Raw genomic sequence first — 24,908 nt, 5'->3', positions numbered from 1 at the left:
CCCTTCACAGGGCGGAGTCCGGCTCCTCGCCGGGGGCCCGGCCCGCGTAGGCCTCGGCGAGGAGCTGCTCCTCGCTGGAGCCGAGCCGCCAGTAGCCGGTGAAGCGCACGGCCCTGCGGTCGACGCCGCGTTCCTGCACCAGGTGGCGGCGTACGGCCCGGACGGTGCCGGCCTCGCCCGCGAGCCAGACGTACGGGGCTCCGCGGGCGGGCCCGGCGGCGTCACCGGGCTCCGCGGCGCGCAGCGCGTCCAGGACCCGCCCGGTCCGGTCGGGGCCCGTGCCCTCGCGCACGATCCAGGTGAGGACGGTGTCCGCGGGGGCGGCCGGTGCGAGCCGGTCGTCCGCGTGCGGCACCTCGAACCAGGCCCGGACCCGGACCCCGGCGCCGAGCCGTTCGAGGATCGCCGCGGCGGCGGGCAGCGCGGTCTCGTCCGCGTACATCCAGACCTCGGTGCAGTCGGCCGGGGGCTGGAAGCGCACGGACCTGTTCTGCGCGACGGCCGGTCCGATCGCCATGATCCGGCGGCCGGTGACCGCCCGCCCGGCCCAGTGGGAGGCGGGGCCGTGGTCACCGTGCAGGACGAAGTCCACGTCGACCTCGTCCACCCCTTCGGGTGTCCGGCGCTGCTCGCGCACGGTGTAGGAGCGCATCGCCGGACGCTCCTCGTCGGGCATCGCGCGCCAGGCCGCGAACCAGGTGTCCGCGTCGGTGGAGGGGAGCACGGTGTGCTCCCGGTGCGGGGGCGGCAGGAAGAGCGAGAGGCTCTGGTCGAAGCCGCCCGAGCGGAAGTCCGCGAGCGACTCCCCGCCGAAGGTGACCCGCAGGAACGAGCGCCCGAGGCGGCGGGTGCGGAGCACGTCGAGGGCGAAGAAGCGGAAGTGCTGCTCGGCCGGGACGTCGGACGCGGCTGCGGCTGCGGCTGCGGATCCGGATGCTGTTGCCGTCATGCGGTGGGTCCCCCCTGGGAAGGCCGGTCGGTCCGGTGCGGTGCGGTCCGGTGCGGTGGGGCGGCGGGGGTCAGCTGACCTTCTTGGCGTTCTGGATTGCCTTCGCGAGGTCTTCGAGGATCTGGGCGCACTTGTCGTACGAGTAGATCGGCTCGGTCACGCGCGGGGCGACCTGGCCGGCCTTGACCGCGGGGAGCTCGGTCCAGGTGGGCCTGGCCTTCAGCTCCTCCTGCTGGAGGGTGCCGGTGCGGTTGTCGAGCAGGACCAGGTCGGCCGGGTACTTGCCCGCGTTCTCCCAGCTGAGGCTCTCGTAGAAGCCGCCCGCGTCCAGCGCGCCGTCCTCGGGGGTGACGAACTCGACGCCCAGGGTCTCGAAGTACTTGAGGTCGGCCGAGGTCTTCGGGGTGGACACGTAGAAGAGGGCGTCGGAGCCGGAGCCGACGAGCACCTTGATGCCCGGGTTGGCCTTGGTGGCCTCGCGGACCTTGGCGGCGCCGGTCTCGAAGCGGGCCTTGGCGTCGGCCGTCTTCTGGGTGTTCAGGTCGGCGCCCAGGGCCTTGGCGAGGTCGGCCGTGCGCTCCAGGGCCCGGTCGAGGGAGACGCCCTTGCCCACGCCGATCGCGGCGGCCGGGGCCAGCTTCGCGATCTTGTCCTTGGAGGCGGTCGGGACGTACCAGAGGCTTCCGTCCCAGGTGTTGGTGACCAGCAGGTCGGGCTGGAGGGCGGCGTACTTCTCGACGTTGAACTCGTCGTAGACGTTGCCCAGGATCTCGACCTTGGAGATGTCCATCGAGCCGGCGTTCGGGTCGGGCTTGCCGTCGGCGGTCTTGGTGGGGCCGAACACGCCCTTGACCTGGACCCCGTAGTCGTGGAGCGCGGCGGCCGTGCCGGTGTAGGCGACGACGTTCTTCGGCTTGGCCTTGAGGTTGATGTCCGTGCCGAGGTCGTCCTTGAAGGACCAGCCCTCCGACGCGGCCGCGCCGGTGTCCTTGCCGCCTTCCCCCTTCGCCTGGGTCGTGCCACAGGCGCTGAGCGCGGCGACGAGGCCGAGGGCGCCGCCGGCCGCTATGAGACCGCGACGGGAGAGGGGGGAGGTGCGGGACTTGCGCATGAGGGTGTCCGTATTCGTACGTTCCGGCGGCCGGGGAGCCATTTGGCAGGAAGGTTAGCCTAACCTTCCTGGGAACGAGAAAGGGGGCCCTGTCCCAGGACCCCCTCCGGACGATCCGCGGCCGCGGCCGCCGCCGCCGGCGGCTAGGCGGTGAAGCCCAGCTCGCGGGCGATCAGCATGCGCTGGACCTCGCTCGTCCCCTCGCCGATCTCCAGGATCTTGGAGTCCCGCCACATGCGGGCGACCGGGTACTCGTTCATGAAGCCGTAGCCGCCGTGGATCTGCGTGGCCTCACGGGCGTTGTCCACGGCCACGGTGGAGGAGTACAGCTTGGCGATCGCCGCCTCCTTCTTGAAGGGCTCGCCGGCCACCAGCCGCGAGGCCGCGTCACGCCAGCCGATACGGGCCATGTGGGCGCGCATCTCCATGTCCGCCAGCTTGAACTGGATGGCCTGGTTGTCGCCGATCGCCTTGCCGAAGGCGTGCCGCTCCCTGGCGTACTTCACCGACTCGTCCACGCAGCCCTGCGCCAGACCGGTGGCCAGAGCGGAGATCGCGATCCGGCCCTCGTCCAGGATGCGCAGGAACTGCGCGTACCCGCGGCCCTCCGCGCCGACCAGGTTGGCCAGCGGGACCCGCACCCCGTCGAAGGACAGCTCGCGGGTGTCCGAGGCGTTCCAGCCGACCTTGGAGTAGGGCGCGGCCACCGTGAAGCCCGGGGTGCCGGACGGGACGATGATCGAGGAGATCTCCGGGCGGCCGTCGGCCTTGCGGCCGGTCACGGCGGTGACGGTGACCAGGCCCGTGATGTCCGTGCCCGAGTTGGTGATGAAGCACTTCGAACCGTTGATCACCCACTCGTCGCCCTCGCGGACGGCCGTGGTGCGGGTGCCGCCCGCGTCCGAGCCGGCGCCCGGCTCGGTCAGGCCGAAGGCGCCCAGGACCTCACCGGAACACATCTTGGGCAGCCACTGCCGCTTCTGCTCCTCGGAGCCGAAGAGGTAGATCGGCATGGCGCCGAGGGAGACCCCGGCCTCCAGGGTGATGGCGACCGAGGAGTCGACGCGGGCCAGCTCCTCCAGGGCGATGCCGAGGGCGAGGTAGTCGCCGCCCATGCCGCCGTACTCCTCGGGGAAGGGCAGGCCGAACAGGCCCATGCGGCCCATCTCGGCGACGATCTCGTACGGGAACTCGTGACGCTCGTACAGGTCGCCGATCTTCGGCGCGATCACGTCGTGCGCGAACGCCTCGACGGTACGGCGGAGTTCCTCGTGCTCGGGGGTGAGCCGGTGGTCGAGGGACATGGGTCTCTTACTCCTTGTGGGAGAGGGCGCGGACGGTACGGGAGGGGCTGGGGCGGCCCAGCTGTTCGGCCATCCATACGCTCGTGGCGGTGAGGGCGGCCAGGTCGACGCCGGTCTCGATGCCGAGGCCGTCGAGCATCCACACCAGGTCCTCGGTGGCGAGGTTCCCGGTGGCGCTCTTGGCGTACGGGCATCCGCCGAGGCCCCCGGCGGAGGCGTCGACCGTGGTCACGCCGTGCTGGAGCGCGGCGAGGGTGTTGGACAGGGCCTGGCCGTAGGTGTCGTGGAAGTGCACGCCGATCAGGTCGGTGGCCACGCCCGCCCCGTTCAGCGCGGACAGCAGGGCCTGGACGTGGCCCGGGGTGGCGACGCCGATGGTGTCGCCGAGGCTCAGCTCGTCACAGCCGAGGTCCAGCAGGGCCTTCGCGACGCCGACCACCCCGTCGACCGGGACCGGCCCTTCCCAGGGGTCGCCGAAGCACATCGAGAGGTAGCCGCGCACGTGCGCCCCGGCCTGCTTGGCCCGGGCCACGACGGGCTCGAACATGGCCAGGGACTCGGCGACGGTCCGGTTGAGGTTGCGGGAGGCGAAGGTCTCGGTCGCCGAGCCGAAGACGGCGATCCGGGTCGCCCCCAGCGCCAGCGCCCGGTCGAGCCCGCGCTCGTTGGGGACGAGGACCGGCAGCGCCGCCTCCACGTCGGCGAGCAGCGGGAAGAGCTGCTCCGCGTCCGCGAGCTGGGGCACCCACTTGGGGTGGACGAAGCTGGTCGCCTCGATGGTGGTCAGCCCGGCGGCGGCGAGGCGGTGGACGAACTCCGCCTTCACCTCCGTGGGGACGGCCGTCTTCTCGTTCTGCAGCCCGTCGCGGGCCCCGACCTCGTGGATGCGGACCCGGGGCGGCAGGCCCGGGGCGGGCACGGTCATGGGCAGCGCGTTCACGCGTCCTCCTCCTCGTCCGGGGTGACGACGGCCAGCACCTGGTCCATGGCGACGGTGCTGCCGGGGGTCACGTCGAGCTCGGTGACCGTGCCGGAGTGCGGGGCGGAGATGACGTGCTCCATCTTCATGGCCTCGACGACGAGCAGGCTCTGGCCGGCGGTGACCTTCTCGCCGACGGCGACCTTCACGACGGTGACCGTGCCGGGCATCGGGGCGGCGAGGGTGTCCGCCCCGCCGCGGCCGCTGCCGCTGAGGGACGCGGTGACCGGGTCGTGGTGCTGGACGTGCCAGGAGTCCCCGTCGCGGCCGAGCCAGATCCCCTCAGGGGAGGCCGCGTGGCTGAACGCGTGGGTCACGCCGTCGAGTTCCACCGTCACCCGGTCGGCGGTGCGGGTCACGGTCCGGGCCCGCGCCGGTGCGCCCGCGGCCTGCTCCGCATCCCGGGCCTGCGGCTCCGCCGCGGCGGACACGGTGAGCTCGGTGGCGGAGCCGGCCGGACGGGTACGGACTTCCACCGGGTCCTGGCCGGGGAGGCGGAAGTGGTGGACCGTCCAGGCGGGGGTGCCGCCCAGGCGCCAGCCGCTCGGGGCGTCGAAGGGATCGGCCCACCGGTTCGCGTCCGCCGGTGCCTCGGGCCGCGCCAGCAGGGCCGCGGCCGCATACACCTCGTCCGGCACGCCCTCCGGGAGGAGCGTGCCCAGGTCCCGCTCGACCAGGCCGGTGTCCAGGTCGCCCGAGACCACGTCGGGGTGGGCCAGCAGCCTGCGCAGGAAGCCGGCGTTCGTCTGGACGCCCAGGATCACCGTGTCGGCCAGGGCGCCGCGCAGCACCCGCAGGGCCGCCGCCCGGTCCGGGCCGTACGCGATGACCTTGGACAGCATCGGGTCGTACGTCGAGCCCACCGGCACCCCGGCCGTCAGGCCGGAGTCGGTGCGCACCGCACCGCCCGAGGGCTCCGACAGCGCCAGGACCGTACCGCCGGACGGCAGGAACCCGCGGGCCGGGTCCTCCGCGCAGACCCGGGCCTCGATGGCGTGGCCGGTCAGGCGGACCTCGGCCTGCGTGAAGCCGAGCGGGGCGCCCGCCGCCACCAGCAGCTGCTGCTCCACCAGGTCCAGGCCGGTGATCAGTTCGGTCACCGGGTGCTCGACCTGGAGGCGGGTGTTCATCTCCATGAAGTAGTAGGAGGAGGGGTCCTCGCCGGGGACGATGAACTCCACCGTGCCCGCTCCGACGTACCCGCAGGAGCGGGCCGCCTCGACGGCCGCCTCGCCCATTGCGGCGCGGGTCTTCTCGTCGAGGAGGACCGAGGGGGCCTCCTCGATCACCTTCTGGTGGCGGCGCTGGAGCGAGCACTCGCGTTCGCCCAGGTGGACCACGTTGCCGTGGGCGTCGGCGAGGACCTGGATCTCGATGTGCCGGGGCCGGTCGACCCACCGCTCCACGAGGAGCGTGTCGTCGCCGAAGGAGGAGCGCGCCTCGCGGCGGGCCGCCGCGATCTCCTCGCCCAGCAGGGCGGCGTCGCGCACCAGCCGCATGCCCTTTCCGCCGCCGCCCGCCGAGGGCTTGAGCAGCACCGGCATGCCGATCTCCGCGGCGGCGGAGGCCAGTTCGGCGTCAGAGAGGCCGCTGCCGGAGGAGCCCGGGACGACCGGGACCCCGGCCGCCTTCACCGTCTCCTTGGCCCGGATCTTGTCGCCCATCAGGGAGATGGCGGAGGCGGGCGGCCCGATGAAGGCCAGTCCGGCGTCGGCGCAGGCCTGGGCGAAGGCCGCGTTCTCGGCGAGGAAGCCGTACCCGGGGTGGACCGCCTCGGCGCCCGTGCGCCGGGCGGCGTCCAGGAGCCGCTCCACCGACAGGTAGCTCTCGGCGGCCGCGGCCGGGCCGATCCGGACGGCCGTGTCGGCCTCCCGCACGTGGCGTGCGTCCGCGTCGGCGTCGCTGAAGACGGCCACGGAGCGGACGCCGAGCTGTCGCAGGGTGCGGATGACCCGGACCGCGATCTCGCCCCGGTTCGCGACCAGAACAGTGCTGAACATCAGTGAGGTCCTCACGTCACACGTCACATACGGAAGATGCCGAAGCCCGAGTCGCCCAGCGGGGCGTTCGCGCACGCGGTCAGGGCCAGTCCCAGCACCTGCCGGGTCTCCATCGGGTCGATGACCCCGTCGTCCCACAGCCGCGCGGTGGCGTAGTAGGCGTTGCCCTGTTCCTCGTACTGCGCCCGGACCGGGGCCTTGAAGGCCTCCTCGTCCTCGGCCGGCCACTCCTGGCCCGCGCCCTCGATCTGGTCGCGCTTGACCGTGGCGAGCACCGAGGCGGCCTGCTCCCCGCCCATGACGGAGATCTTCGCGTTGGGCCACATCCACAGGAACCGCGGCGAGTACGCCCGCCCGCACATCGAGTAGTTGCCCGCGCCGTACGAGCCGCCGACCACCACCGTCAGCTTCGGCACCCGGGCGCAGGCCACGGCCGTCACCATCTTGGCGCCGTGCTTGGCGATGCCGCCCGCCTCGTAGTCCCGGCCGACCATGAAGCCCGAGATGTTCTGGAGGAAGAGCAGCGGGATGCCGCGCTGGTCGCACAGCTCGATGAAGTGGGCGCCCTTCTGGGCGGATTCGGCGAACAGGATGCCGTTGTTGGCGATGATGCCGACCGGGTGTCCGTGGATCCGGGCGAAGCCGGTGACCAGCGTCTGCCCGAACTCCGCCTTGAACTCCTGGAAGCGGGAGCCGTCCACGACCCGCGCGATGATCTCGCGGGCGTCGTAGGGGGTGCGGGAGTCGACGGGGACCGCGCCGTACAGGCCCTCGGGGTCCACCTTGGGCTCCTCGGGGGCCTCCACCGACCAGGGCAGCGCCCCGCGCTCGGGCAGGGTCGCCACGATGTTGCGGACGATCCGCAGCGCGTGCGCGTCGTCCTCCGCGAGGTGGTCGGTCACGCCGGAGACCCGGGAGTGGACCTCGCCGCCGCCGAGCTCCTCCGCCGTGACCACCTCGCCGGTCGCCGCCTTCACCAGCGGCGGGCCGCCGAGGAAGATCGTGCCCTGGTTGCGGACGATGACGGCCTCGTCGCTCATGGCGGGGACGTACGCGCCGCCCGCGGTGCAGGAGCCGAGGACGGCGGCGATCTGCGGGATGCCGGCGCCCGACATGCGCGCCTGGTTGTAGAAGATCCGGCCGAAGTGCTCGCGGTCCGGGAAGACCTCGTCCTGCATGGGCAGGAAGGCGCCGCCCGAGTCGACCAGGTAGAGGCAGGGGAGACGATTCTCCAGGGCCACTTCCTGGGCGCGCAGGTGCTTCTTGACGGTCATCGGGTAGTACGTGCCGCCCTTGACGGTGGCGTCGTTCGCCACGATCACGCACTCGCGGCCGCTGACCCGGCCGATGCCCGCGATGACCCCGGCCGCGGGCGCGGCGCCCCCGTACATGCCCTCGGCGGCCAGCGGGGCCAGCTCCAGGAAGGGCGATCCGGGGTCCAGGAGGGTGTCCACGCGCTCGCGCGGGAGGAGCTTGCCGCGGGCGGTGTGGCGGGCCCGGGCCTTCTCGCCGCCGCCGAGCCGGGCCGCGTCGAGCCGGGCGCGCAGGCCCTCGCTCAGCTCGCGGTGGGCGGCCTCATTGGTCCGCCAGGCCTCGGACGCCGGGTCCGCGGCGCTCGTCAGCACTGGTGCCTGCTGCATCGGTCGAGCTCCCTTGCTCGTTCCACCTGCTCGGTGCACGCTGTTAATGGTCGTTAACGTGTGTGGGACCTAGGTTAACGACCGCTAACGGCCCTGTCTAGAATGGTTTCCCATGAGCACCAGAGCGGCCGCCCCCACCCGTCGCGAGCAGATCCTCAGTGAGGCCGCTCGTCTCTTCGCCGCGCGTGGGTTCCACGGTGTCGGCGTCGACGAGATAGGGGCCGCCGTGGGCATCAGCGGCCCCGGCCTGTACCGCCATTTCGCGGGCAAGGACGCCATGCTCGCCGAGCTGCTGGTCGGCATCAGCGAGCGGCTGCTGACCGGCGGCCGGCTCCGGGTGGCGCAGGCCTCCGGCGACCCGGCGCGGGTCCTGGCCTCCCTCATCGACGGGCACATCGACTTCGCCCTGGACGACCGGGCGCTGATCACCGTGCACGACCGCGAGCTCGACCGGCTGCGCGAGGCCGACCGCAAGCTGGTCCGGCAGCTGCAGCGGCAGTACGTGGAACTGTGGGTGGACGTCGTGCGCCAGCTGCACCCCGGGACGGGCGAGGCGGAGGTACGGGTGTCCGTGCACGCCGTCTTCGGCCTGCTGAACTCCACCCCCCACCTGGCGGCCCTGGGGCGGGAGGCCACGGAGTCCCTGCTGCGGCGGCTCGCGAACGGGGCGTTCGGGGCGCTGACGGGGTGAGGCGGCGCGTCCGCTGGGCGGGACGGACGAGGCGGCTCCGGCGGGGCGGCGGCACAATGGCCCCCATGCCGAAGCCGATAGAGACGCCCGTACCCAGCCGCGCCGAACTCATCGACCACCTGGTCCGCACGCGGATCGCGGGGCAGGTCGCCACCCCGCGCGAGAACAACCTCTCCCACTACCGCAAGCTCGCCAACGGCGACCGGCACTACTGGCTCGGCCTGGAACTGGGCGACCGCTGGAGCGACGAGCAGGACGTCCTCGCGGTGATGGCGGAGCGCTGCGGGGTCGTGGACGACCCGGCGCACCGCTTCGGCCAGGACACCATCGACCCCGAGCTGACCGTCTCGGGCCTGGACCGCCTCGCGGCGCGCCTGCACAAGGCCGCGCTGGACCGGCAGAGCGTGCTCCTGGCCACCGGGCACCCGGGCGGCCTGCTGGACGTCCACCGGGCCACCGCCGACGCCCTGCGCGCAGCGGGCTGCGAGATCGTCGTCATCCCGGCCGGGCTGACCGCCGACGAGGGCTCGGTCTGGCAGTTCGCGGACGTCGCCGTGCTGGAGCGGGGCGCGACGCTGTGGCACACCCATTCGCCGGAACCCATGAACGCGATCCTGGACGGGCTCGCCGCGGCGGGCCGCCCCCAGCCCGACCTGGTCGTCGCCGACCACGGCTGGGCCGGCCGCGCGGCCCAGCGGGGCCTGGACGCGGTGGGCTACGCGGACTGCAACGACCCGGCGCTCTTCGTCGGCGAGGCCGAGGGCACCCTCCAGGTGGCGGTGCCCCTGGACGACCACGTCCGCGACCCGCGCCACTACGACCCGATGGTGGCCTACCTGCTCTCCACGGCCGGCCTGCTCACCTGACGGGCCGGTCGGAGGCCTGGTGAACGGCCTGGTCAACGGGCCTGTCAGTGGCGGCGGTTACGGTCGATCCATGCCGACCGAGCCGAAGCCGCACCACCCGCTGTCCGTACTGGCCGACGATCCCCGGGGGCGCTCCCTGGGGCTGGAACTGCCGCCCGGAGCCCTGGTGCCCGCGCCGGGCCGGGGGCGGGGGCGGCGCGCGCCGTTGCTGTGGATATCCGACGAGCCCGTGGGCCCGGGCGTGCTCGCCGCGCACCGCGAGCTCCCGGCGCTGGCCGCCGCGGGCCTGCAGGCGGTGCTGCTCCAGGACCGCAGCGGCGTGGAGGGCTGGTGGGAGGGGGAGCTGACCCCGGAGCGGATGTCCGACCCCGACGACCACCACGTCGAGCCGGTGCTGCGGGAGTTCTGGCAGGCCGTGGTCCCCGACGCCGAGGAGGGCGAGGAGGGGGAGGAGCTCATCGCCCCCTTCGGCCGCGACTGGCCGGGACTGGCGGCGGCCGGGACCCCGGGGCAGGACCCGCAGGAGGCGCAGGACCCGGAGGGCGAGGCCGCGCGGCTGGCGGACGAACTGATCCTGACGGGCGTGCTGGGGAGCCCCCGCCTCGCGCTGGTCCCCGCGGGCCGGGGCGCCGACGTCCTCACGGCGATGGGCTGGTGCGGGCCGCTGAACCACGAGAACGACGTGGCCCTCGTCAGCGCCGTCCTGCGCTCCTGGGAGGAGCGGTTCGGCGCCCGCGTCGTCGCCCTCGGCTTCGACGAGCTGCACGTGTCGGTGGCCGCCCCGCCACGGACCACGGCCGGAGCCCTGCCCGTCGCCGCGGAGCACTTCGCCTTCTGCCCGGACAACGTCTGGCAGGGATCGGGCAGCCTGCGCGCCTACGCGGACGAGGCCCTCGTCGACGCCGCGCACTGGGCGTTCTGGTGGGACTGACCGGCGGCCCCGGTCAGCCGCGGGGGACGCGTACGACACCCTCCTGGATGACGGTCACGGCCAGCCGGCCGTCCTGCGTCCAGATACGGGCCTGGCCCAGGCCCCGGCCCGCCGCCGACGAGGGCGACTCCTGGTCGTACAGCAGCCATTCGTCCGCGCGGAACGGCCGGTGGAACCACATGGCGTGGTCGAGCGAGGCGCCGACCACGTCGCCGACGGCCCAGCCGCCCCGGCCGTGCGCGAGCAGCACCGAGTCGAGGAGGGTCATGTCGGAGACGTAGGTGGCCAGGCAGGTGTGCAGCAGGGCGTCGTCGCTCTCCAGCTTCCCGGCCGTCCGGAACCACACCTGCGAGCGCGGTTCCACGGGCGTGCCGACGCTGCCCCAGGGCGGGGTGGTGGCGTACCGCAGGTCCACGGCGCCGCGGGCGTCGATCAGCCGCTCCACGGTGCCCGGGTCCCGGAAGGTCTCCCGGTACGCGGGCAGGGACTCGGCCGCGGTGGGCAGGGTCTCCGGGTCGGGGGCCTCGGGCATGACGGCCTGGTGGTCGAGCCCCTCCTCGTACGTCTGGAAGGACGCCGAGAGGTGGAAGATCGGCTGGCCGTGCTGGACGGCGACGACCCGGCGCGTGGTGAAGGAGCGCCCGTCGCGGATCCGGTCCACGGAGTAGACGATGGGCGCGCCCGGGTCGCCGGCGCGCAGGAAGTACGAGTGCAGCGAGTGCGCGGTGCGGTCCGCGGGCACGGTCCGGCCGGCCGCGACCAGTGCCTGGGCCGCGACCTGACCGCCGAAGACCCGCGGTACCAGCGACGGACGGCTGGTACCGCGGAAGATGTTCTCCTCGATCTGCTCGAGGTCGAGCAGATCGAGGAGCGCCGTCAGTTCCTCGTTCATGGGGGAAGGGTAGGTCCGGCGGGACCTGTCGGTCCCTTACAGGCCCATCGACTTGGCGATGATGGACTTCATGACCTCGCTGGTGCCGCCGTAGATGCGGTTCACGCGGTTGTCGGCGTACAGACGGGCGATCGGGTACTCGTTCATGTAGCCGTAACCGCCGTGCAGCTGGAGGCACTTGTCGATGACGCGGTGCGCGACCTCGGTGCAGAACAGCTTCGCCGAGGCGGCCTCGGCGGCGGTCAGCTCACCGGCGTCCAGGGCCTCCAGGGCGCGGTCGGCGACCGCCTCGGCGGCGTCCACCTCGGCCTGGCAGGAGGCCAGTTCGAACTTGGTGTTCTGGAAGTGCGCGACCGGCTTGCCGAAGACGGTGCGCTCCGTCACGTACTGCTGGGCGAACCGGACGGCGGCCTTGGCCTGCGCGTACGCACCGAAGGCGATGCCCCAGCGCTCGGACGGCAGGTTGGCGCCGAGGTAGTAGAAGCCCTTGTTCTCCTCGCCGAGCAGGTCCTCGACCGGCACCTGCACGTCGACGAACGCCAGCTCGGCGGTGTCGGAGGTGCGCAGGCCGAGCTTGTCCAGCTTGCGGCCGATGGAGTAGCCGGCGGACTTGGTGTCCACGGCGAACAGGGAGATGCCGAAGCGGCGGTCGTCCTCGCGCGGGGCGGAGGTGCGGGCGCAGACGATGACGCGGTCGGCGTGCACGCCGCCCGTGATGAAGGTCTTGGCGCCGTTGAGGACGTAGTGGGTGCCGTCCTCGGAGAGCTTGGCGGTGGTCTTCATGCCCGCGACGTCGGAGCCGGTGCCCGGCTCGGTCATGGCGAGCGCCCACATCTCCTCGCCGGTGACGAACTTCTCGAGGTAACGCTTCTTCTGCTCGTCGTTGGCGAGCATCTTGATGTAGGGGAGGGCGAGCAGCACGTGCACGCCGGAGCCGCCGAAGTTCACGCCCGCGCGCGAGGTCTCCTCGTAGAGCACGGCTTCGAACTTGTGCGTGTCCAGGCCCGCGCCGCCGAACTCCTCGGGCACGTTGATGCCGAAGACGCCCAGCTCGCCGAGCTTGTAGTAGAAGTCGCGGGGCGCCTGGCCGGCCTGGAACCACTCGTCGTAGACGGGGACGACCTCGGCCTCGATGAAGGCGCGGATGGTCTCGCGGAACGCCTCGTGGTCCTCGTTGAAAACGGTACGGCGCACGGCCGGCTCCCTTCGGTGCGCGGCGGTCCGCCGCCTCTGCCTAAGCGCTTGCTCAGATTAAGTTACCGGCGGGTTGTCCTCCCTGTCCAGAGAGGGTGACGGACCTGACTCAGTACGAGAACGCCATCGGCCGGTCGGGGTCCCCTTCGTCGCCGCCGATCCGGCGGGGCGGGGCGAGGTCGGCCGCGGTGAGCTCGGGCGGCCCCGCCATGACGTACTTGGCCATGAGGCGGACCTCGACCACGGCGAGCAGCGCGTACAGCAGGCCGAATGCGGTGATCGAGGCGACGACCTCGCCGCGGGAGACCGTCGGGGAGACCGCGTCGGCGGTGCGCAGGACGCCGTAGACCACCCAGGGCTGGCGGCCCATCTCGGTGAAAATCCAGCCCCAGGAACAGGCGATCAGGGGGAAGGCCAGCGTCCACACGGCCGCGCGCCAGTACCAGGTGGTCAGCAGGGACCCCAGGGTCCGGCGGCGGGTCAGGGCCAGGTGCGGCACCTCGTCCTCCCCGGTCCGCAGGCCCGGGGCGAGCAGGACCTTCCGGCGGGTCAGCCAGAGCCCCAGGGCGCCGATGGCCAGCGAGGCCATGCCGAAGCCCATCATGAAGCGGAAGCCCCAGAACGCGACCGGGATGTCGGGCCGGTAGTCGCCCGGTCCGTGCTGTGCCTCCTCGACCGCCTGGGTGTCGTTGATGCCCGCCACGTACCCGGTGAAGTTCCCCACTGCGAGGAACGAGAGCAGGCCGGGGACCGACCACTCCACGCTGTTGTGCCCCTTGGAGACGTCACCGACGGCGAACACCGAGAACGGGGCGGACGTCTGGCCGTCCCACAGCGCCTCGGCGGCGGCCATCTTCATCGGCTGCTGCTGGACCATGACCTTGCCGAGGGTGTCCCCGCTGAAGGCCACCAGCACCCCGGCGAGCGTCAGCGTCACCAGCCCCAGCCGCAGGGAGGCCCGCATCACCGGCACGTGCCGGCCGCGCCGCAGGTGCAGGGCTGCGATGCCGGCCATGAAGGCCCCGCCGACCAGGAAGGCGGCCGAGAGGGTGTGGTAGACGACGACCAGCGTCGTGTTCTGGGTGAGCACGAGCCAGAAGTCGGTGAGCTCGGCGCGGCCGCGCTCCTCGTTGATCCGGTAGCCGACGGGGTGCTGCATCCAGGAATTGGCCGCCAGGATGAAGTAGGCGGACAGCATGGAGGCGACCGCGACGATCCAGATGCAGGCGAGGTGGATGCGCTTCGGCAGCCGGTCCCATCCGAACACCCACAGGCCGACGAAGGTGGACTCGACGAAGAAGGCGATCAGCGCCTCGAAGGCCAGCGGCGCCCCGAAGATGTCCCCGACGAAGCGTGAATAGGCCGACCAGTTCATCCCGAACTGGAACTCCAGCACGATGCCGGTGACGACACCCACCGCCATGTTGATCAGGAGCAGCCGCCCCCAGAACTTGGTGGCCGCGAGGTACTTCCCCTTCCCCGTGCGCACCCAGGCCGTCTGCACGAGGGCGACCAGGGTGGCGAGGGAGATCGTGAGCGGGACGAACAGGAAGTGGTAGACGGTCGTCATGCCGAACTGCCACCGGGCCATCGTGTCGAAGGCCACCGCCAGCTCCATCCGGATCCTCCTTCGTTCCGCGTACCCGGTCGGCACCGGTCGGCAGGGGACACTCTTGCCCGGGGCGGGCACGCGGCCCGGCAGCGGCGGTCCGACGGCTCACGATGTACGCCGGACGGCGCACGGGTCCGGTCCTGTTCAGCCCGCGGACGGACCGAGGTACTCGGCCAGCGCCTCGTGCGTGAGGTGGATCCCGGCCCGCAGCGCGGCGTCCCGGCGGCCGGGATACGCCGCCCGGTGCTCGGCTTCGAGCTCCCGGGCCCGGCGCAGCAGGCCGGTGCAGTGCGCGCCGTCCTCGCCGCGCAGGGCCGGGTCCAGGGCCGAGGCGGTCGCCGAGACGAGCGGGGCCATGGCGCGCACCGCTGCCCCGTCGGCCGCGTCGGCCCCGGCCGCCCCGTCGGCGGACCGGACCTCCAGCTCGCGCGTGAGGAAGTACAGGGCCGGAGCCGTCCGCGCGGCCAGGCGCAGACGGGGCCGCAGGGCGTCCGAGGCCCCCGGGCGGACCCGCCGGGGCGGCAGCAGGAGCAGCCGCGCCGACCTGTGCTCCAGTGCGGCGGACAGCTCGTACGGGCGGTGCCAGAGCGCGAAGGCCTCCGCGGGTGCGGGGACGGCCGGGCCCGTGGGACGCCCGGCGGCCGCCAGAGCGGCGATCCGCCCGAGGCGGGCGCCGAGTCCGGTGCGGTACGCCTCCAGGCCGGCGGCGGCCTCGCGGTACAGGTCCGGGGGCCACAGCAACGGGGCGAGGAGCGCCACGACGGCGATGCCGACCGCGCTCTCCCACAGCCGGGCCAGCGGGTAGCCGGGGACCGGCGTCGCGTAGATCACCAGGGCGGTGACCAGCACCTGCTGGTTGGGGGAGCCGTCGTGGCGCAGCAGGTACATCCCGGCGCAGCCGCCCACCAGGAGCACCAGGAACGACAGGGAGCCCACCGGCAGCCAGTGCAGGACGACAACGCTCAGCCCCACGCCCGCGACCACGCCGACGAGCCGCTCCAGGGCCAGCCGGGGAGCCGAGAACAGGTCCCCGCGCAGGATCAGGACGGCGGGCAGGGCGGCGGGCACCGGGGCCGTGCTCGTGCCGATCCACAGGCACACGAACCAGGGGAGGGCCGCGCACACGAACAGCCGGGCGGCCTGGGGGAGGCGCCCGCCGAGAGCACGGTCCAGGGCCACGACCGGATTGACCGGCATGCCGAACATGCCGGACATGCTAGGGCTCGCGGGGTCCGCCGACGCACGACGCCGCGGGTCAGGCGGCGGGTCCGGGCGGGGTCTTGTCGGGGCAGGGCCGTGGAGCGGTCGGGGTGCGGCGAGGCCTGTCAGGCGCCGGGTCCTGGCGGGGGCCCGGCGGCAGGCCCGGCCGGGGCGTGCCGCGGCAGGGATGCGGCGCCTGTCAGACGCCCGGTTCCGGCGGGGGCTCGGTGGCAGGCCCGGCCGGGCCCTCCCGGCGCAGGGCTGGGGAGTGGACCGGGTGCGGCGAGGCCCGTCAGGTGCCAGGCCCTGGCGGGGGCTCGGCGGCAGGCTGGCCCGGCCGGGGCTTGTCGGGGCAGGGATGTGACGCCATCCGTGCGCGGCGATGCCTGTCAGGTGCCCGGGCCGGGCGGGGGCTCGGTGGCAGGGCCGGCGGAGGCTTCCCGCGGCGGGCCGTGGAGCCGTCGATGCGTGGCGGCGCCTGTCACACCGATGCGCGGCGAGGCCCCTCAGGTGCCGGGTACCGGCGGGGGGTCGGCCGGGGCTTCCCAGCGCAGGGCGAACCACAGCTCCATCCGGGTGTCGGGGTCGTCGAGGTCGGTGCCGAGGAGCGTCGCGGCGCGGGCGATGCGCTGGCGGACCGTGTTGCGGTGGACGGCGAGCGCGGCCGCGGTGCGGTCCCAGCTGCCGTGGTGCGCCAGCCAGGCGCGCAGCGTCTCCCGCAGCACCGGCCCCAGCGGGGCCAGCAGGGCCTCGGCGTGCGCCCGGGCCTCCGCCGGGTCCAGCAGGCTGCCGAGGCCGCCGTCGGTGTGCCGGACCAGTGGGGTCCGGGCCGCCTCCGCCCGGCGCAGGGCCCGTCGGGCCTGGGCCGCTGCGGCAGGCAGTTCCCCGGGGCCGGCCGGGGCGCTCACCCCGAGGCGCCAGCCCGGCTGCGGGGCGGGCTCCCGGTCGGTGAGCAGGCGCACGCGCTCCCCGCGCGGGTCCAGCAGTACGGTGCCCAGCGCCGCAGCCAGGGCCTGCGGATCGCCCGGGCCGTGGGCCAGCACGACGTGCCAGGGCCCGGCGGGCAGGGCCGCGGACGGGTCCGCGTCGAGGAGCAGCCGGGTCAGCGCGGCAGCCTCCGCCCCGGCCGGGCGGTGCGCGGTCAGCAGGGTCAGCAGCACGGCAGCGACCGAGGCCACGGTGTGGTCGCCGGGGGCGCGGGACGGGGTGACGAGGGCCAGGGCGTGGCCCCCGCCGACCGCGTAGGCGGCCAGCTGAGCGCCGCCCAGGGTGTCGGTGGCGGTCGCCGCGGCCCCGGGAGCCACCCGCCGCGCCAGCGCCGCGACCGCAGCGAAGGCCTCCGCCCCGGGCGGGGCCCCGGCGGACGCCTGCACCCGCCCGGCCAGGTCCGGGGGAGCAGCCCCGGCCGGAGCCGTGCCCGCGGCACCAGACGGCTGCGCGGATCCCCGCGCCGCGGGTCCAAGGGCCGCACTCGCCGGACCCTGGCCCGCCGGAGCCAAGGACGCCGTGCCTGTGGCGCGAGGGAGCCGTGCGGATCCCAGATCAGCGGATCCAGGACCCACGCCCCGCGGAGCCGCGGCTGGCGCCGGTGCTGCCGTGCCCGGGACGCCGAGCGGGTGCGCGGACCCCGGTGCCGCAGGCCCCTGAGCCGCGTCGGCAGGAGCTGCGTCGGCCGGGGCCGGGTTCCCGGGCGGCTGCGGGCGCCCTGACGCGGCAGGTGTGTGCGCGGCTACCGGGGCGGCGGGCCCCGGGGGCGAGGTCCCAGGAGCCGCGGACCCCGGAGTCACGAGCCCTGGCGCCGCAGGCGCCGGTGCCGGTGTCGTCGGGAGCAGGGCTGCCCAGCCGCCCAGGGTTGCCGCGAGGCGGGACAGGACCGCCGGGACCGGGTCCGGGCGGGCGGCCGCCGCCGCGAGGGACTGCTGGGCCTCGGTGACCCGGCGCAGCTCGCGGGTACGGGCCTCCGCCATCAGCCGCCACACCGCGCGGGCCACCGCCGTGAAGGGGGTGCCCGGCGGGACCTCCAGCAGCGGCAGCCCGTACCGGTCGCAGGCCTCGGCGAGCCCCGGCGGCACCACCTCGTGCACGGGAGCCACGCCGAAGCCCAGGGCTGCGACCCCGGCCTCGGCGAGCCGTGCCACGTAGGCCTGCGCGTCGGTGAGCGCCGCCCCCGCCGTCAGCAGCAGCTCCCCGCCGAGCAGGTACGGGGACGGGTCCGCCATCTCGGAGGCGTGCACCCCGTGCACCTCGGTCTCGGCGGGCCCCGCGCGGTGCGCCAGCCCCAGCTCGCGGTCGCGCAGCAGCGCACCGAGCGCAACCGGCGGGGTGGGCGGCGCCTCCATGGATACTCCATCCAGGTCGCGGGTGGTCTATGGATGAAACGTACACTTCGCGCCCGTTGGGCACCGCCTTACGCTCGAAGGACCGCACTTGTAGGACCTCCAGAAGGGCACCCCCCATGAGCACGCAGCCGCGCGGCCCCGTCGACTCCTCCCGCATCCCGCGCTACGCGGGCCCCGCGACCTTCGCCCGGCTGCCGCGCCTCGACGAGGTCGGCTCCGCCGACGTCGCCGTCGTCGGCGTGCCCTTCGACTCCGGCGTCTCCTACCGCCCCGGCGCCCGCTTCGGCGGCAACGCCATCCGCGAGGCCTCCCGCCTGCTGCGCCCGTACAACCCGGCGCAGGACGCCTCCCCCTTCGCCCTCGCCCAGGTCGCGGACGCCGGTGACATCGCCTGCAACCCCTTCAACATCAACGAGGCCGTCGAGACGGTCGAGGCCGCCGCCGACGAGCTCATCGGCAACGGCTCCCGCCTGATGACCCTCGGCGGCGACCACACCATCGCCCTGCCGCTGCTGCGCTCCGTCGCCAAGAAGCACGGCCCGGTCGCCCTGCTGCACTTCGACGCGCACCTCGACACCTGGGACACCTACTTCGGCGCCGAGTACACCCACGGCACCCCGTTCCGCCGGGCCGTCGAGGAGGGCATCCTCGACACCGAGGCGCTCTCCCACGTCGGTACCCGCGGCCCGCTCTACGGCAAGCAGGACCTGGACGACGACGCCAAGATGGGCTTCGGCATCGTCACCTCCGCCGACGTCTACCGCCGCGGCGCCGACGAGGTCGCGGACCAGCTGCGCCAGCGCATCGGCGACCGTCCGCTCTACATCTCCATCGACATCGACGTGCTGGACCCGGCGCACGCGCCCGGCACCGGCACCCCCGAGGCGGGCGGCATGACCTCCCGCGAGCTGCTGGAGATCATCCGCGGCCTGTCCTCCTGCAACCTGGTTTCCGCGGACGTGGTCGAGGTCGCCCCGGCGTACGATCACGCCGAGATCACCTCGGTCGCGGCCTCGCACACCGCGTACGAGCTCACCACGATCATGAGCCGTCAGATCGCGGCGGCGAAGGCGAAGGGCAACTAAGCACCGTGACGCACGACCACGACCTGGTACTCCGTCCCACCGAGGCCCAGACGGCGGCCGCCCTGGCGCCGCCGCCGGGCCGCACGGGCGGGGACCTGGTCGTGGAGACGCTGCGCTCGCTCGGCGCGACCACCGTCTTCGGGCTGCCCGGCCAGCACGCCCTCGGCCTGTTCGACGCGGTCGGCCGCTCCGACCTGCGGCTGATCGGCCTGCGCACGGAGAACAACGCCGCCTTCGCCGCCGACGCGTACGGCCGCATCACCGGCGAGGCCGTGCCCCTGCTGCTGTCGACCGGGCCCGGCGCCCTGATGGCCCTGCCGGCCCTGGCCGAGGCGGCGGCCGCGTCCGCCCCGGTGCTCGCGATCGCCTCCCAGGTACCGGTCGCGGGCCTGGGCGGCGGCCGGCGGGGCCATCTGCACGAGCTGCGTGACCAGTCCGCCTCCTTCCGGGACGTGGTCAAGTCGGTCCACGTGGCCCGCACCCCCTCCCAGATCCCCTCGGTGGTCGCCGAGGCCTGGGAGTCGGCGCTCACCGCCCCGCACGGCCCCGTCTGGGTGGAGATCCCCGAGGACGTGCTGCGCGCCGAGACCCTGATCCCGCAGGTCACCGGCATGGATGCGACCCCGCACGAACTGGCCCCGCGCCCGGAGCTGACGGCGGTGGCCGCGCACTGGCTGTCCGAGGCCGCGCGCCCGGTGATCGTCGCGGGCGGCGGGGTCGTCCGCGCCGACGCGGCGGGCAAGCTCAAGCAGCTCGCCGAGCGGCTGAACGCGCCCGTGGTCACCACCTTCGGCGGCAAGGGCGCGTTCCCGTGGAACCACCCGCTGTCCCTCCAGTCCTGGCTGGAGGACCGCCACATGACCGACTTCCTGGAGGACGCGGACGTCCTGCTGGTCGTCGGCTCGGGCCTGGGGGAGCTGTCCTCGAACTACCACACGTTCTTCCCCACCGGCCGGGTCGTGCAGATCGAGGCCGACCTCGGCAAGCTGGAGTCCAACCACCCGGGCCTGGGCATCCACGCGGACGCCCGCCTGGCGCTCCAGGCCCTGCTGGAGACGGTCCCCGTGCGCGAGGACCCGTACGCCCCCGACCGCGTGAAGATGGTCCTCTCCGACATCGCGGACCGGTTGTCGGGCCAGGACCTGGGCCTGGAGCAGCAGCTCCTGACCTCGATCCGTACGGCCCTGCCCGCCCGCTCCCCGTCCTTCTGGGACATGACGATCCTGTCCTACTGGGCCTGGTCCGCCTTCGACGCGAAGCACCCCAACACCATGCACTCGGCCCAGGGCGCGGGCGGCCTCGGCTACGCCCTCCCCGGAGCCCTCGGCGCCTGCCTGGCCGAGCCCGGCACCCCGGTCCTGGCCGTCTCCGGCGACGGCGGTGCGATGTACTCGGTCGCCGAGCTGGCCACGGCCCGCCAGCACGACCTGGACGTCACCTGGCTGATCGTGGACGACGGCGGCTACGGCATCCTGCGCGAGTACATGCGGGACTCCTTCGGCCGGGCCACGGGCACCGAACTCACCGGCCCCGACTTCGTGGCCCTGGCGGGCTCCTTCGGCGTACCGGCGGCCACGACCACCCCGCAGGCCCTGGCCGCGGACCTCAAGAAGGCCTTCGCCACCCCGGGCCCCTCGGTCCTCGTCCTCCCGGCCACCCTCAAGATGTTCGCCCCGACCCACCTCTGACCCCGCGACCCCGGCCGGCTCCGCCATGCGTCCCGGCCCCCCGGCGGGCGAGGAGGGCTCAGGTGGCGAGTTCCACCGTCACGCAGACGTGCAGGAACCACGCCACCGACAGGCCCGCCGCCCAGCGCCTGCGGGCCTTGGGCCAGTCGCACTCCAGGACCGCCGGGATGCCCCACGGGGGCATCAGGACCAGCGCCGCCACGAGCAGGCCCGCCGGGTAGTGCGGGGGCACCGGCCGCTTCGCGCGGATGCGCTCGCGCCGGCGCCTGCGGCGCAGTGCGCGCTGTTGCTGGGGCGTACGGGGTCTCGGCATGCCGTCGCGGTCCCCGGGAGCCCGTGATTCCAAACGCCCGTCCGGGTGAATGCCCGCCGCCTCCGGTCGCCGACCGTCGCGTAAACCCGTTCGATTGTTGCGGCGGGATGAAATCCGCCGGCCGGCGCGTTGGGGGAGGCGGCAGGACCAGGACGAACGGGGAGGCACCACGTGGCGGCGGCGAAGACGGCGACCGGGGCGAAACAGGGCTGGGGCCGCAGGCTCGCGGCCTACACCTGGCGGTACAAGGCCAACGTGCTGCTGGCACTGGGCTCCTCGCTGGCCGGCATGGCCGTCATGGCGCTGGTGCCGCTGGTCACCAAGGTCATCATCGACGACGTCATCGGCGACCAGAGCAAGCCCATGGGCCCGTGGGCCGGGATGCTCATAGCCGCGGCCCTCCTCGTCTACGTGCTCACCTACATCCGCCGGTACTACGGCGGCCGCCTCGCCCTCGACGTGCAGCACGACCTGCGCTCCGACATGTACGACACCATCGCCCGGCTCGACGGGCGGCGCCAGGACGAGCTGTCCACCGGGCAGGTCGTCGGACGCGCGACCAGCGACCTCCAGCTGATCCAGGGCCTGCTCTTCATGCTGCCGATGACCATCGGCAACTTCCTGCTCTTCGGCATATCCCTGGGCATCATGCTGTGGCTGTCGCCGCTGCTGACCCTCGTCGCCCTGCTCATGGCACCCGCCCTCTGGTTCATCGCCAAGCGCAGCCGCAAGAAGCTCTTCCCCGCCACCTGGTACGCCCAGAGCCAGGCCGCCGCCGTCGCGTCCGTCGTCGACGGCGCCGTGACCGGCGTCCGCGTCGTCAAGGGCTTCGGGCAGGAGGAGCAGGAGACCGGCAAGCTGCGCGCCGCCGGACGCCGCCTGTTCGCCGGGCGGATGCGGTCCATCCGGCTCAACTCCCGCTACACCCCCGCACTCCAGGCCGTACCCGCCCTCGGGCAGGTCGCCATGCTGGCCCTCGGCGGCTGGATGGCGACCCGGGGCCAGATCACCCTCGGCACCTTCGTCGCCTTCTCCACCTACCTCGCGCAGCTCGTCGGACCCGTGCGCATGCTCGCCATGGTCCTCACCGTCGCGCAGCAGGCCCGCGCGGGCGTCGAGCGGGTCGTCGAGCTCATCGACACCGAACCCGTCATCCAGGAGGGCACGCACACCCTGCCCGCCGACGCGCCCGCCACCGTCGAGTTCGACGGGGTCGGCTTCGGCTACGACCCCGGGCGGCCGGTGCTCGACGGGTTCTCGCTGTCCGTCGCCGCGGGCGAGACCGTCGCCGTCGTGGGCGCCTCCGGCAGCGGCAAGTCCACCCTCTCGCTGCTCCTGCCGCGCTTCTACGACGCCGACCGCGGAGCCGTCCGCATCGGCGGGCACGACGTCCGCGAGCTCACCTACGACTCGCTGCGCGCCGCCATCGGACTGGTCCCGGAGGACTCCTTCCTCTTCTCCGACACCATCCGCGCCAACCTCGCCTACGGGCACCCCGAGGCGACCGACGAGCAGATCGAGGCCGCCGCCCGCGCCGCCCAGGCGGAGGGCTTCATCCTGGACCTGCCCGCCGGGTACGACACCACGGTCGGCGAACAGGGACTGACCCTCTCCGGCGGCCAGCGCCAGCGCATCGCGCTCGCCCGCGCCCTCCTCACCGACCCGCGGCTGCTGCTCCTCGACGACGCCACCTCCGCCGTCGACGCCCGCGTCGAGCACGAGATCCACGAGGCGCTGCGCGCCGTCATGGCCGGGCGCACCACGCTGCTCATCGCCCACCGCCGCTCCACGCTCGCCCTGGCCGACCGGATCGCCGTACTGGAGCACGGGCGGCTCGCCGACGTCGGCACGCACGAGGAGCTGGAGCGCCGCTCCGCCCTCTACCGCCGCCTGCTCACCGACCCCGACGCGCTCGGCGCGGGTTCGCCGCGGACCCCCGACGCGCTCGCGATGGGGGAGTTCGAGCGGGAGCTGGAGCGGGACCTGGGCCGGGACATCGAGCAGGACATCGAGGTCGAGGCCGAGATCGACTCCGAGCCGGTCAACTCCAAGCGCCGGGTCGCGGGCGGGATCACCCCCGAACTGTGGCGGCGCCAGGAGGAGCAGGAGGAGCTGGCGGAGGAGCAGGAGGAACTGGCGGAGAAGCGGGAGGAGCTGAAGGCGGCCCGCCGGGCCGCACCCGCACCCGCCGCCGCGAGCGGTGCGCCGGGAGCCGGGCACTCCATGGCCGGAGCCGTCGCCGGGATGCCCGCCACCCCCGAACTCCTCGCACAGCTGGCCGCGCTGCCGCCCGCCGACGACACCCCCGGCGTGGACGAGACCCGCGCCGAGGCCGCCGAGGAGAGCTACGGCCTGCGCCGGCTGCTCCAGGGCTTCTGGGCGCCGCTGGCCATCAGCCTCGGTCTGGTCGCCGCCGACGCGGGCGCCGGGCTGCTGCTGCCCATTCTGATCCGGCACGGCATCGACCAGGGCGTCGAGCAGGCCGCCCTCGGCGCCGTCTGGGTGGCGGCGGGCCTCGCCCTCGCCGTCGTCGTCGCGCAGTGGGCCGCGCAGTTCGCCGAGACCCGGATGACGGGACGCACCGGCGAGCGCGTGCTGTACGCGCTGCGCGTCAAGATATTCGCCCAGCTCCAGCGGCTCGGACTCGACTACTACGAGCGCGAGCTGACCGGCAAGATCATGACCCGGATGACCACCGACGTGGACGCCCTGTCCACCTTCCTGCAGACCGGGCTCGTCACCGCCGTCGTCTCCGTCTTCACCTTCTTCGGCATCCTGGCCGCGCTGCTCGTCCTCGACGTCGAGCTCGCGCTGATCGTCTTCGCCACCCTCCCGGTGCTGGTGCTCGGCACGATCGTGTTCCGCCGCAAGTCGGTCGTCGCGTACGAGCTCGCCCGCGACCGCGTCAGCCTCGTCAACGCCGACCTCCAGGAGTCCGTCGCCGGGCTCCGCATCGTCCAGGCCTTCCGCCGTGAGCGCTCGGGCGCCGTCCGCTTCGCCGAGCGCAGCGACTCCTACCGCCAGGCACGGGTCCGCGGCCAGTGGCTGATATCGGTCTACTTCCCCTTCGTCCAGCTGCTCGCCTCGGGGGCCGCGGCCGCCGTGCTGATCGCGGGCGCGGGCCGGGTGGAGGCCGGCACCCTCACCACGGGTGCGCTGGTCGCCTACCTGCTCTACATCGACCTGTTCTTCGCCCCCGTGCAGCAGCTCTCGCAGGTCTTCGACGGCTACCAGCAGGCCACCGTCTCCCTCGGCCGGATCCAGGGGCTGCTGCGCGAGCCCACCACCACCCCGCGGCCCGCCGATCCCCGCCCCGTGGCGCAGCTGCGCGGCGAGATCGCCTTCGAGGACGTCCGCTTCCGGTACGGCACCGCCGAGGAGCGGGGCGCGAAGGGCGAGGCGCTCGCGGGCATCAGCCTGCGGATACCGGCCGGGCAGACCGTCGCCTTCGTCGGCGAGACCGGAGCCGGGAAGTCCACGCTGGTCAAGATGGTGGCCCGGTTCTACGACCCGACCTCCGGCCGGATCACCGCCGACGGAGCCGATCTGCGGGACCTCGACCTGACGGAGTACCGCCACCGCCTCGGTGTGGTCCCCCAGGAGCCCTATCTCTTCCCCGGGACCGTGCGCGACGCCATCGCCTACGGGCGGCCCGCGGCGAGCGACGCCGAAGTGGAGGCCGCCGCCCGGGCGGTCGGCGCCCACGACATGATCGCCACGCTCGACGGCGGCTACCTGCACGCCGTGGCCGAACGCGGCCGCAACCTCTCCGCAGGTCAGCGCCAGCTGATCGCGCTGGCCCGCGCCGAACTCGTCGACCCCGACGTGCTGCTCCTCGACGAGGCCACCGCCGCCCTCGACCTGGCCACCGAGGCCCAGGTCAACCAGGCCACCGACCGGCTCGCGGGCAAGCGGACCACCCTGGTGGTCGCCCACCGGCTGACCACCGCGGCCCGCGCCGACCGGGTCGTGGTCATGGACCGGGGCCGCGTCATGGAGGACGGCACGCACGCCGAACTCCTGGCCCGCGGCGGGCGCTACGCCGAGCTGTGGCGGACCTTCGCCGGTGAGGACGAGCGCGCCGCCGCCTGACGGGGGAAGGCCGCGGCCGCCG

18 protein-coding genes are annotated in these 24,908 nt (G+C 73.8%); 6 read left to right on the top strand and 12 right to left on the bottom strand.

Annotated elements, in window-relative coordinates; all coding sequences use genetic code 11:
• Positions 1-4: 4 nt before the first annotated feature.
• The 6 genes from IO30_RS0135260 to IO30_RS0135235 form a co-directional block, all read right to left on the bottom strand.
• Entirely contained in the window at positions 5-949 is a 945-nt protein-coding gene (locus IO30_RS0135260; RefSeq protein WP_031149994.1) for a siderophore-interacting protein, read from the bottom strand.
• A 70-nt stretch (positions 950-1,019) separates the two neighbouring features.
• Entirely contained in the window at positions 1,020-2,060 is a 1,041-nt protein-coding gene (locus tag IO30_RS0135255) for an ABC transporter substrate-binding protein (protein ID WP_031149992.1), read from the bottom strand.
• Positions 2,061-2,203: 143 nt separating this feature from the next.
• Positions 2,204-3,364 carry an acyl-CoA dehydrogenase family protein gene (locus IO30_RS0135250; protein WP_031149990.1) on the bottom strand — a complete coding sequence of 387 codons (1,161 nt, stop codon included), beginning with the start codon at positions 3,362-3,364 and terminating at the stop codon, positions 2,204-2,206.
• 7 nt (positions 3,365-3,371) lie between these two features.
• Positions 3,372-4,289, bottom strand: coding sequence for a hydroxymethylglutaryl-CoA lyase (locus tag IO30_RS0135245; protein ID WP_031149988.1), 918 nt, complete (start codon positions 4,287-4,289; stop codon positions 3,372-3,374).
• A gap of 11 nt (positions 4,290-4,300) precedes the next feature.
• Positions 4,301-6,343, bottom strand: coding sequence for an ATP-binding protein (locus tag IO30_RS0135240; RefSeq protein ID WP_031149986.1), 2,043 nt, complete (start codon positions 6,341-6,343; stop codon positions 4,301-4,303).
• Between the two features lie 23 nt (positions 6,344-6,366).
• Complete coding sequence (locus IO30_RS0135235) at positions 6,367-7,983, bottom strand: carboxyl transferase domain-containing protein (protein ID WP_031149984.1); 1,617 nt, start codon at positions 7,981-7,983, stop codon at positions 6,367-6,369.
• A gap of 112 nt (positions 7,984-8,095) precedes the next feature.
• Between IO30_RS0135235 and IO30_RS0135230 the strand changes: the two genes are divergently transcribed.
• From IO30_RS0135230 to IO30_RS0135220, 3 genes are all read left to right on the top strand, one after another.
• Positions 8,096-8,674, top strand: coding sequence for an SACE_7040 family transcriptional regulator (locus tag IO30_RS0135230; protein ID WP_031149982.1), 579 nt, complete (start codon positions 8,096-8,098; stop codon positions 8,672-8,674).
• Between the two features lie 65 nt (positions 8,675-8,739).
• Positions 8,740-9,540 carry a phosphatase gene (locus tag IO30_RS0135225; protein ID WP_037896148.1) on the top strand — a complete coding sequence of 267 codons (801 nt, stop codon included), beginning with the start codon at positions 8,740-8,742 and terminating at the stop codon, positions 9,538-9,540.
• Positions 9,541-9,610: 70 nt separating this feature from the next.
• A complete protein-coding gene (locus IO30_RS0135220) occupies positions 9,611-10,471 on the top strand; it encodes a DUF4253 domain-containing protein (protein ID WP_031149978.1) in 861 nt (286 codons plus the stop codon).
• A gap of 13 nt (positions 10,472-10,484) precedes the next feature.
• Here the strand turns inward: IO30_RS0135220 and IO30_RS0135215 are convergent, their stop codons facing one another.
• The 5 genes from IO30_RS0135215 to IO30_RS0135195 all read right to left on the bottom strand — a co-directional run bounded on the left by IO30_RS0135215 (position 10,485) and on the right by IO30_RS0135195 (position 17,708).
• Positions 10,485-11,363 (bottom strand): acyl-CoA thioesterase, encoded by an 879-nt coding sequence (locus IO30_RS0135215; protein ID WP_031149975.1) that lies wholly within the window; start codon positions 11,361-11,363, stop codon positions 10,485-10,487.
• 36 nt (positions 11,364-11,399) lie between these two features.
• The gene (locus tag IO30_RS0135210; protein WP_031149973.1) at positions 11,400-12,557 is read right to left on the bottom strand and encodes an acyl-CoA dehydrogenase family protein; all 1,158 of its coding nucleotides are present in this window, start codon (positions 12,555-12,557) and stop codon (positions 11,400-11,402) included.
• A gap of 109 nt (positions 12,558-12,666) precedes the next feature.
• Positions 12,667-14,175 carry a cytochrome ubiquinol oxidase subunit I gene (locus IO30_RS0135205; protein ID WP_031149971.1) on the bottom strand — a complete coding sequence of 503 codons (1,509 nt, stop codon included), beginning with the start codon at positions 14,173-14,175 and terminating at the stop codon, positions 12,667-12,669.
• A 138-nt stretch (positions 14,176-14,313) separates the two neighbouring features.
• Positions 14,314-15,375 (bottom strand): FUSC family protein, encoded by a 1,062-nt coding sequence (locus tag IO30_RS0135200; RefSeq protein ID WP_157853443.1) that lies wholly within the window; start codon positions 15,373-15,375, stop codon positions 14,314-14,316.
• 500 nt (positions 15,376-15,875) lie between these two features.
• Positions 15,876-17,708: a PucR family transcriptional regulator gene (locus IO30_RS0135195; RefSeq protein WP_051902792.1), complete on the bottom strand. Its 1,833-nt coding sequence runs from the start codon at positions 17,706-17,708 to the stop codon at positions 15,876-15,878.
• Positions 17,709-17,824: 116 nt separating this feature from the next.
• Between IO30_RS0135195 and speB the strand changes: the two genes are divergently transcribed.
• Together speB and IO30_RS0135185 are read left to right on the top strand one after the other, a co-directional pair.
• Positions 17,825-18,793, top strand: a complete 969-nt coding sequence (gene speB / locus IO30_RS0135190; protein WP_031149965.1) for an agmatinase — start codon at positions 17,825-17,827, stop codon at positions 18,791-18,793.
• Between the two features lie 5 nt (positions 18,794-18,798).
• Positions 18,799-20,481 carry a thiamine pyrophosphate-binding protein gene (locus IO30_RS0135185; protein ID WP_031149964.1) on the top strand — a complete coding sequence of 561 codons (1,683 nt, stop codon included), beginning with the start codon at positions 18,799-18,801 and terminating at the stop codon, positions 20,479-20,481.
• Between the two features lie 58 nt (positions 20,482-20,539).
• Here the strand turns inward: IO30_RS0135185 and IO30_RS45730 are convergent, their stop codons facing one another.
• Positions 20,540-20,794, bottom strand: a complete 255-nt coding sequence (locus IO30_RS45730) for a hypothetical protein (RefSeq protein WP_157853442.1) — start codon at positions 20,792-20,794, stop codon at positions 20,540-20,542.
• Between the two features lie 171 nt (positions 20,795-20,965).
• Between IO30_RS45730 and IO30_RS0135175 the strand changes: the two genes are divergently transcribed.
• The gene (locus IO30_RS0135175; protein ID WP_031149962.1) at positions 20,966-24,886 is read left to right on the top strand and encodes an ABC transporter ATP-binding protein; all 3,921 of its coding nucleotides are present in this window, start codon (positions 20,966-20,968) and stop codon (positions 24,884-24,886) included.
• Positions 24,887-24,908 lie beyond the last annotated feature (22 nt).

It is taken from the genome of Streptomyces xanthophaeus (assembly GCF_000725805.1).
GTDB lineage: Bacteria > Actinomycetota > Actinomycetes > Streptomycetales > Streptomycetaceae > Streptomyces > Streptomyces xanthophaeus.
Note: the sequence above shows the minus strand (reverse complement) of the source record. Positions and strands in the feature narration are given on the sequence as shown.

Excerpts from the sequence above, each read along its gene's own strand:
- IO30_RS0135255 (WP_031149992.1), bottom strand. The coding sequence starts at position 2,060 with ATGCGCAAGTCCCGCACCTCCCCCCTCTCCCGTCGCGGTCTCATAGCG.
- speB (WP_031149965.1), top strand. The coding sequence starts at position 17,825 with ATGAGCACGCAGCCGCGCGGCCCCGTCGACTCCTCCCGCATCCCGCGC.
- IO30_RS0135240 (WP_031149986.1), bottom strand. The coding sequence starts at position 6,343 with ATGTTCAGCACTGTTCTGGTCGCGAACCGGGGCGAGATCGCGGTCCGG.
- IO30_RS0135205 (WP_031149971.1), bottom strand. The coding sequence starts at position 14,175 with ATGGAGCTGGCGGTGGCCTTCGACACGATGGCCCGGTGGCAGTTCGGC.
- IO30_RS0135220 (WP_031149978.1), top strand. The coding sequence starts at position 9,611 with ATGCCGACCGAGCCGAAGCCGCACCACCCGCTGTCCGTACTGGCCGAC.
- IO30_RS45730 (WP_157853442.1), bottom strand. The coding sequence starts at position 20,794 with ATGCCGAGACCCCGTACGCCCCAGCAACAGCGCGCACTGCGCCGCAGG.
- IO30_RS0135245 (WP_031149988.1), bottom strand. The coding sequence starts at position 4,289 with ATGACCGTGCCCGCCCCGGGCCTGCCGCCCCGGGTCCGCATCCACGAG.
- IO30_RS0135215 (WP_031149975.1), bottom strand. The coding sequence starts at position 11,363 with ATGAACGAGGAACTGACGGCGCTCCTCGATCTGCTCGACCTCGAGCAG.
- IO30_RS0135195 (WP_051902792.1), bottom strand. The coding sequence starts at position 17,708 with ATGGAGGCGCCGCCCACCCCGCCGGTTGCGCTCGGTGCGCTGCTGCGC.
- IO30_RS0135225 (WP_037896148.1), top strand. The coding sequence starts at position 8,740 with ATGCCGAAGCCGATAGAGACGCCCGTACCCAGCCGCGCCGAACTCATC.
- IO30_RS0135235 (WP_031149984.1), bottom strand. The coding sequence starts at position 7,983 with ATGCAGCAGGCACCAGTGCTGACGAGCGCCGCGGACCCGGCGTCCGAG.
- IO30_RS0135230 (WP_031149982.1), top strand. The coding sequence starts at position 8,096 with ATGAGCACCAGAGCGGCCGCCCCCACCCGTCGCGAGCAGATCCTCAGT.
- IO30_RS0135200 (WP_157853443.1), bottom strand. The coding sequence starts at position 15,375 with ATGTTCGGCATGCCGGTCAATCCGGTCGTGGCCCTGGACCGTGCTCTC.
- IO30_RS0135260 (WP_031149994.1), bottom strand. The coding sequence starts at position 949 with ATGACGGCAACAGCATCCGGATCCGCAGCCGCAGCCGCAGCCGCGTCC.
- IO30_RS0135250 (WP_031149990.1), bottom strand. The coding sequence starts at position 3,364 with ATGTCCCTCGACCACCGGCTCACCCCCGAGCACGAGGAACTCCGCCGT.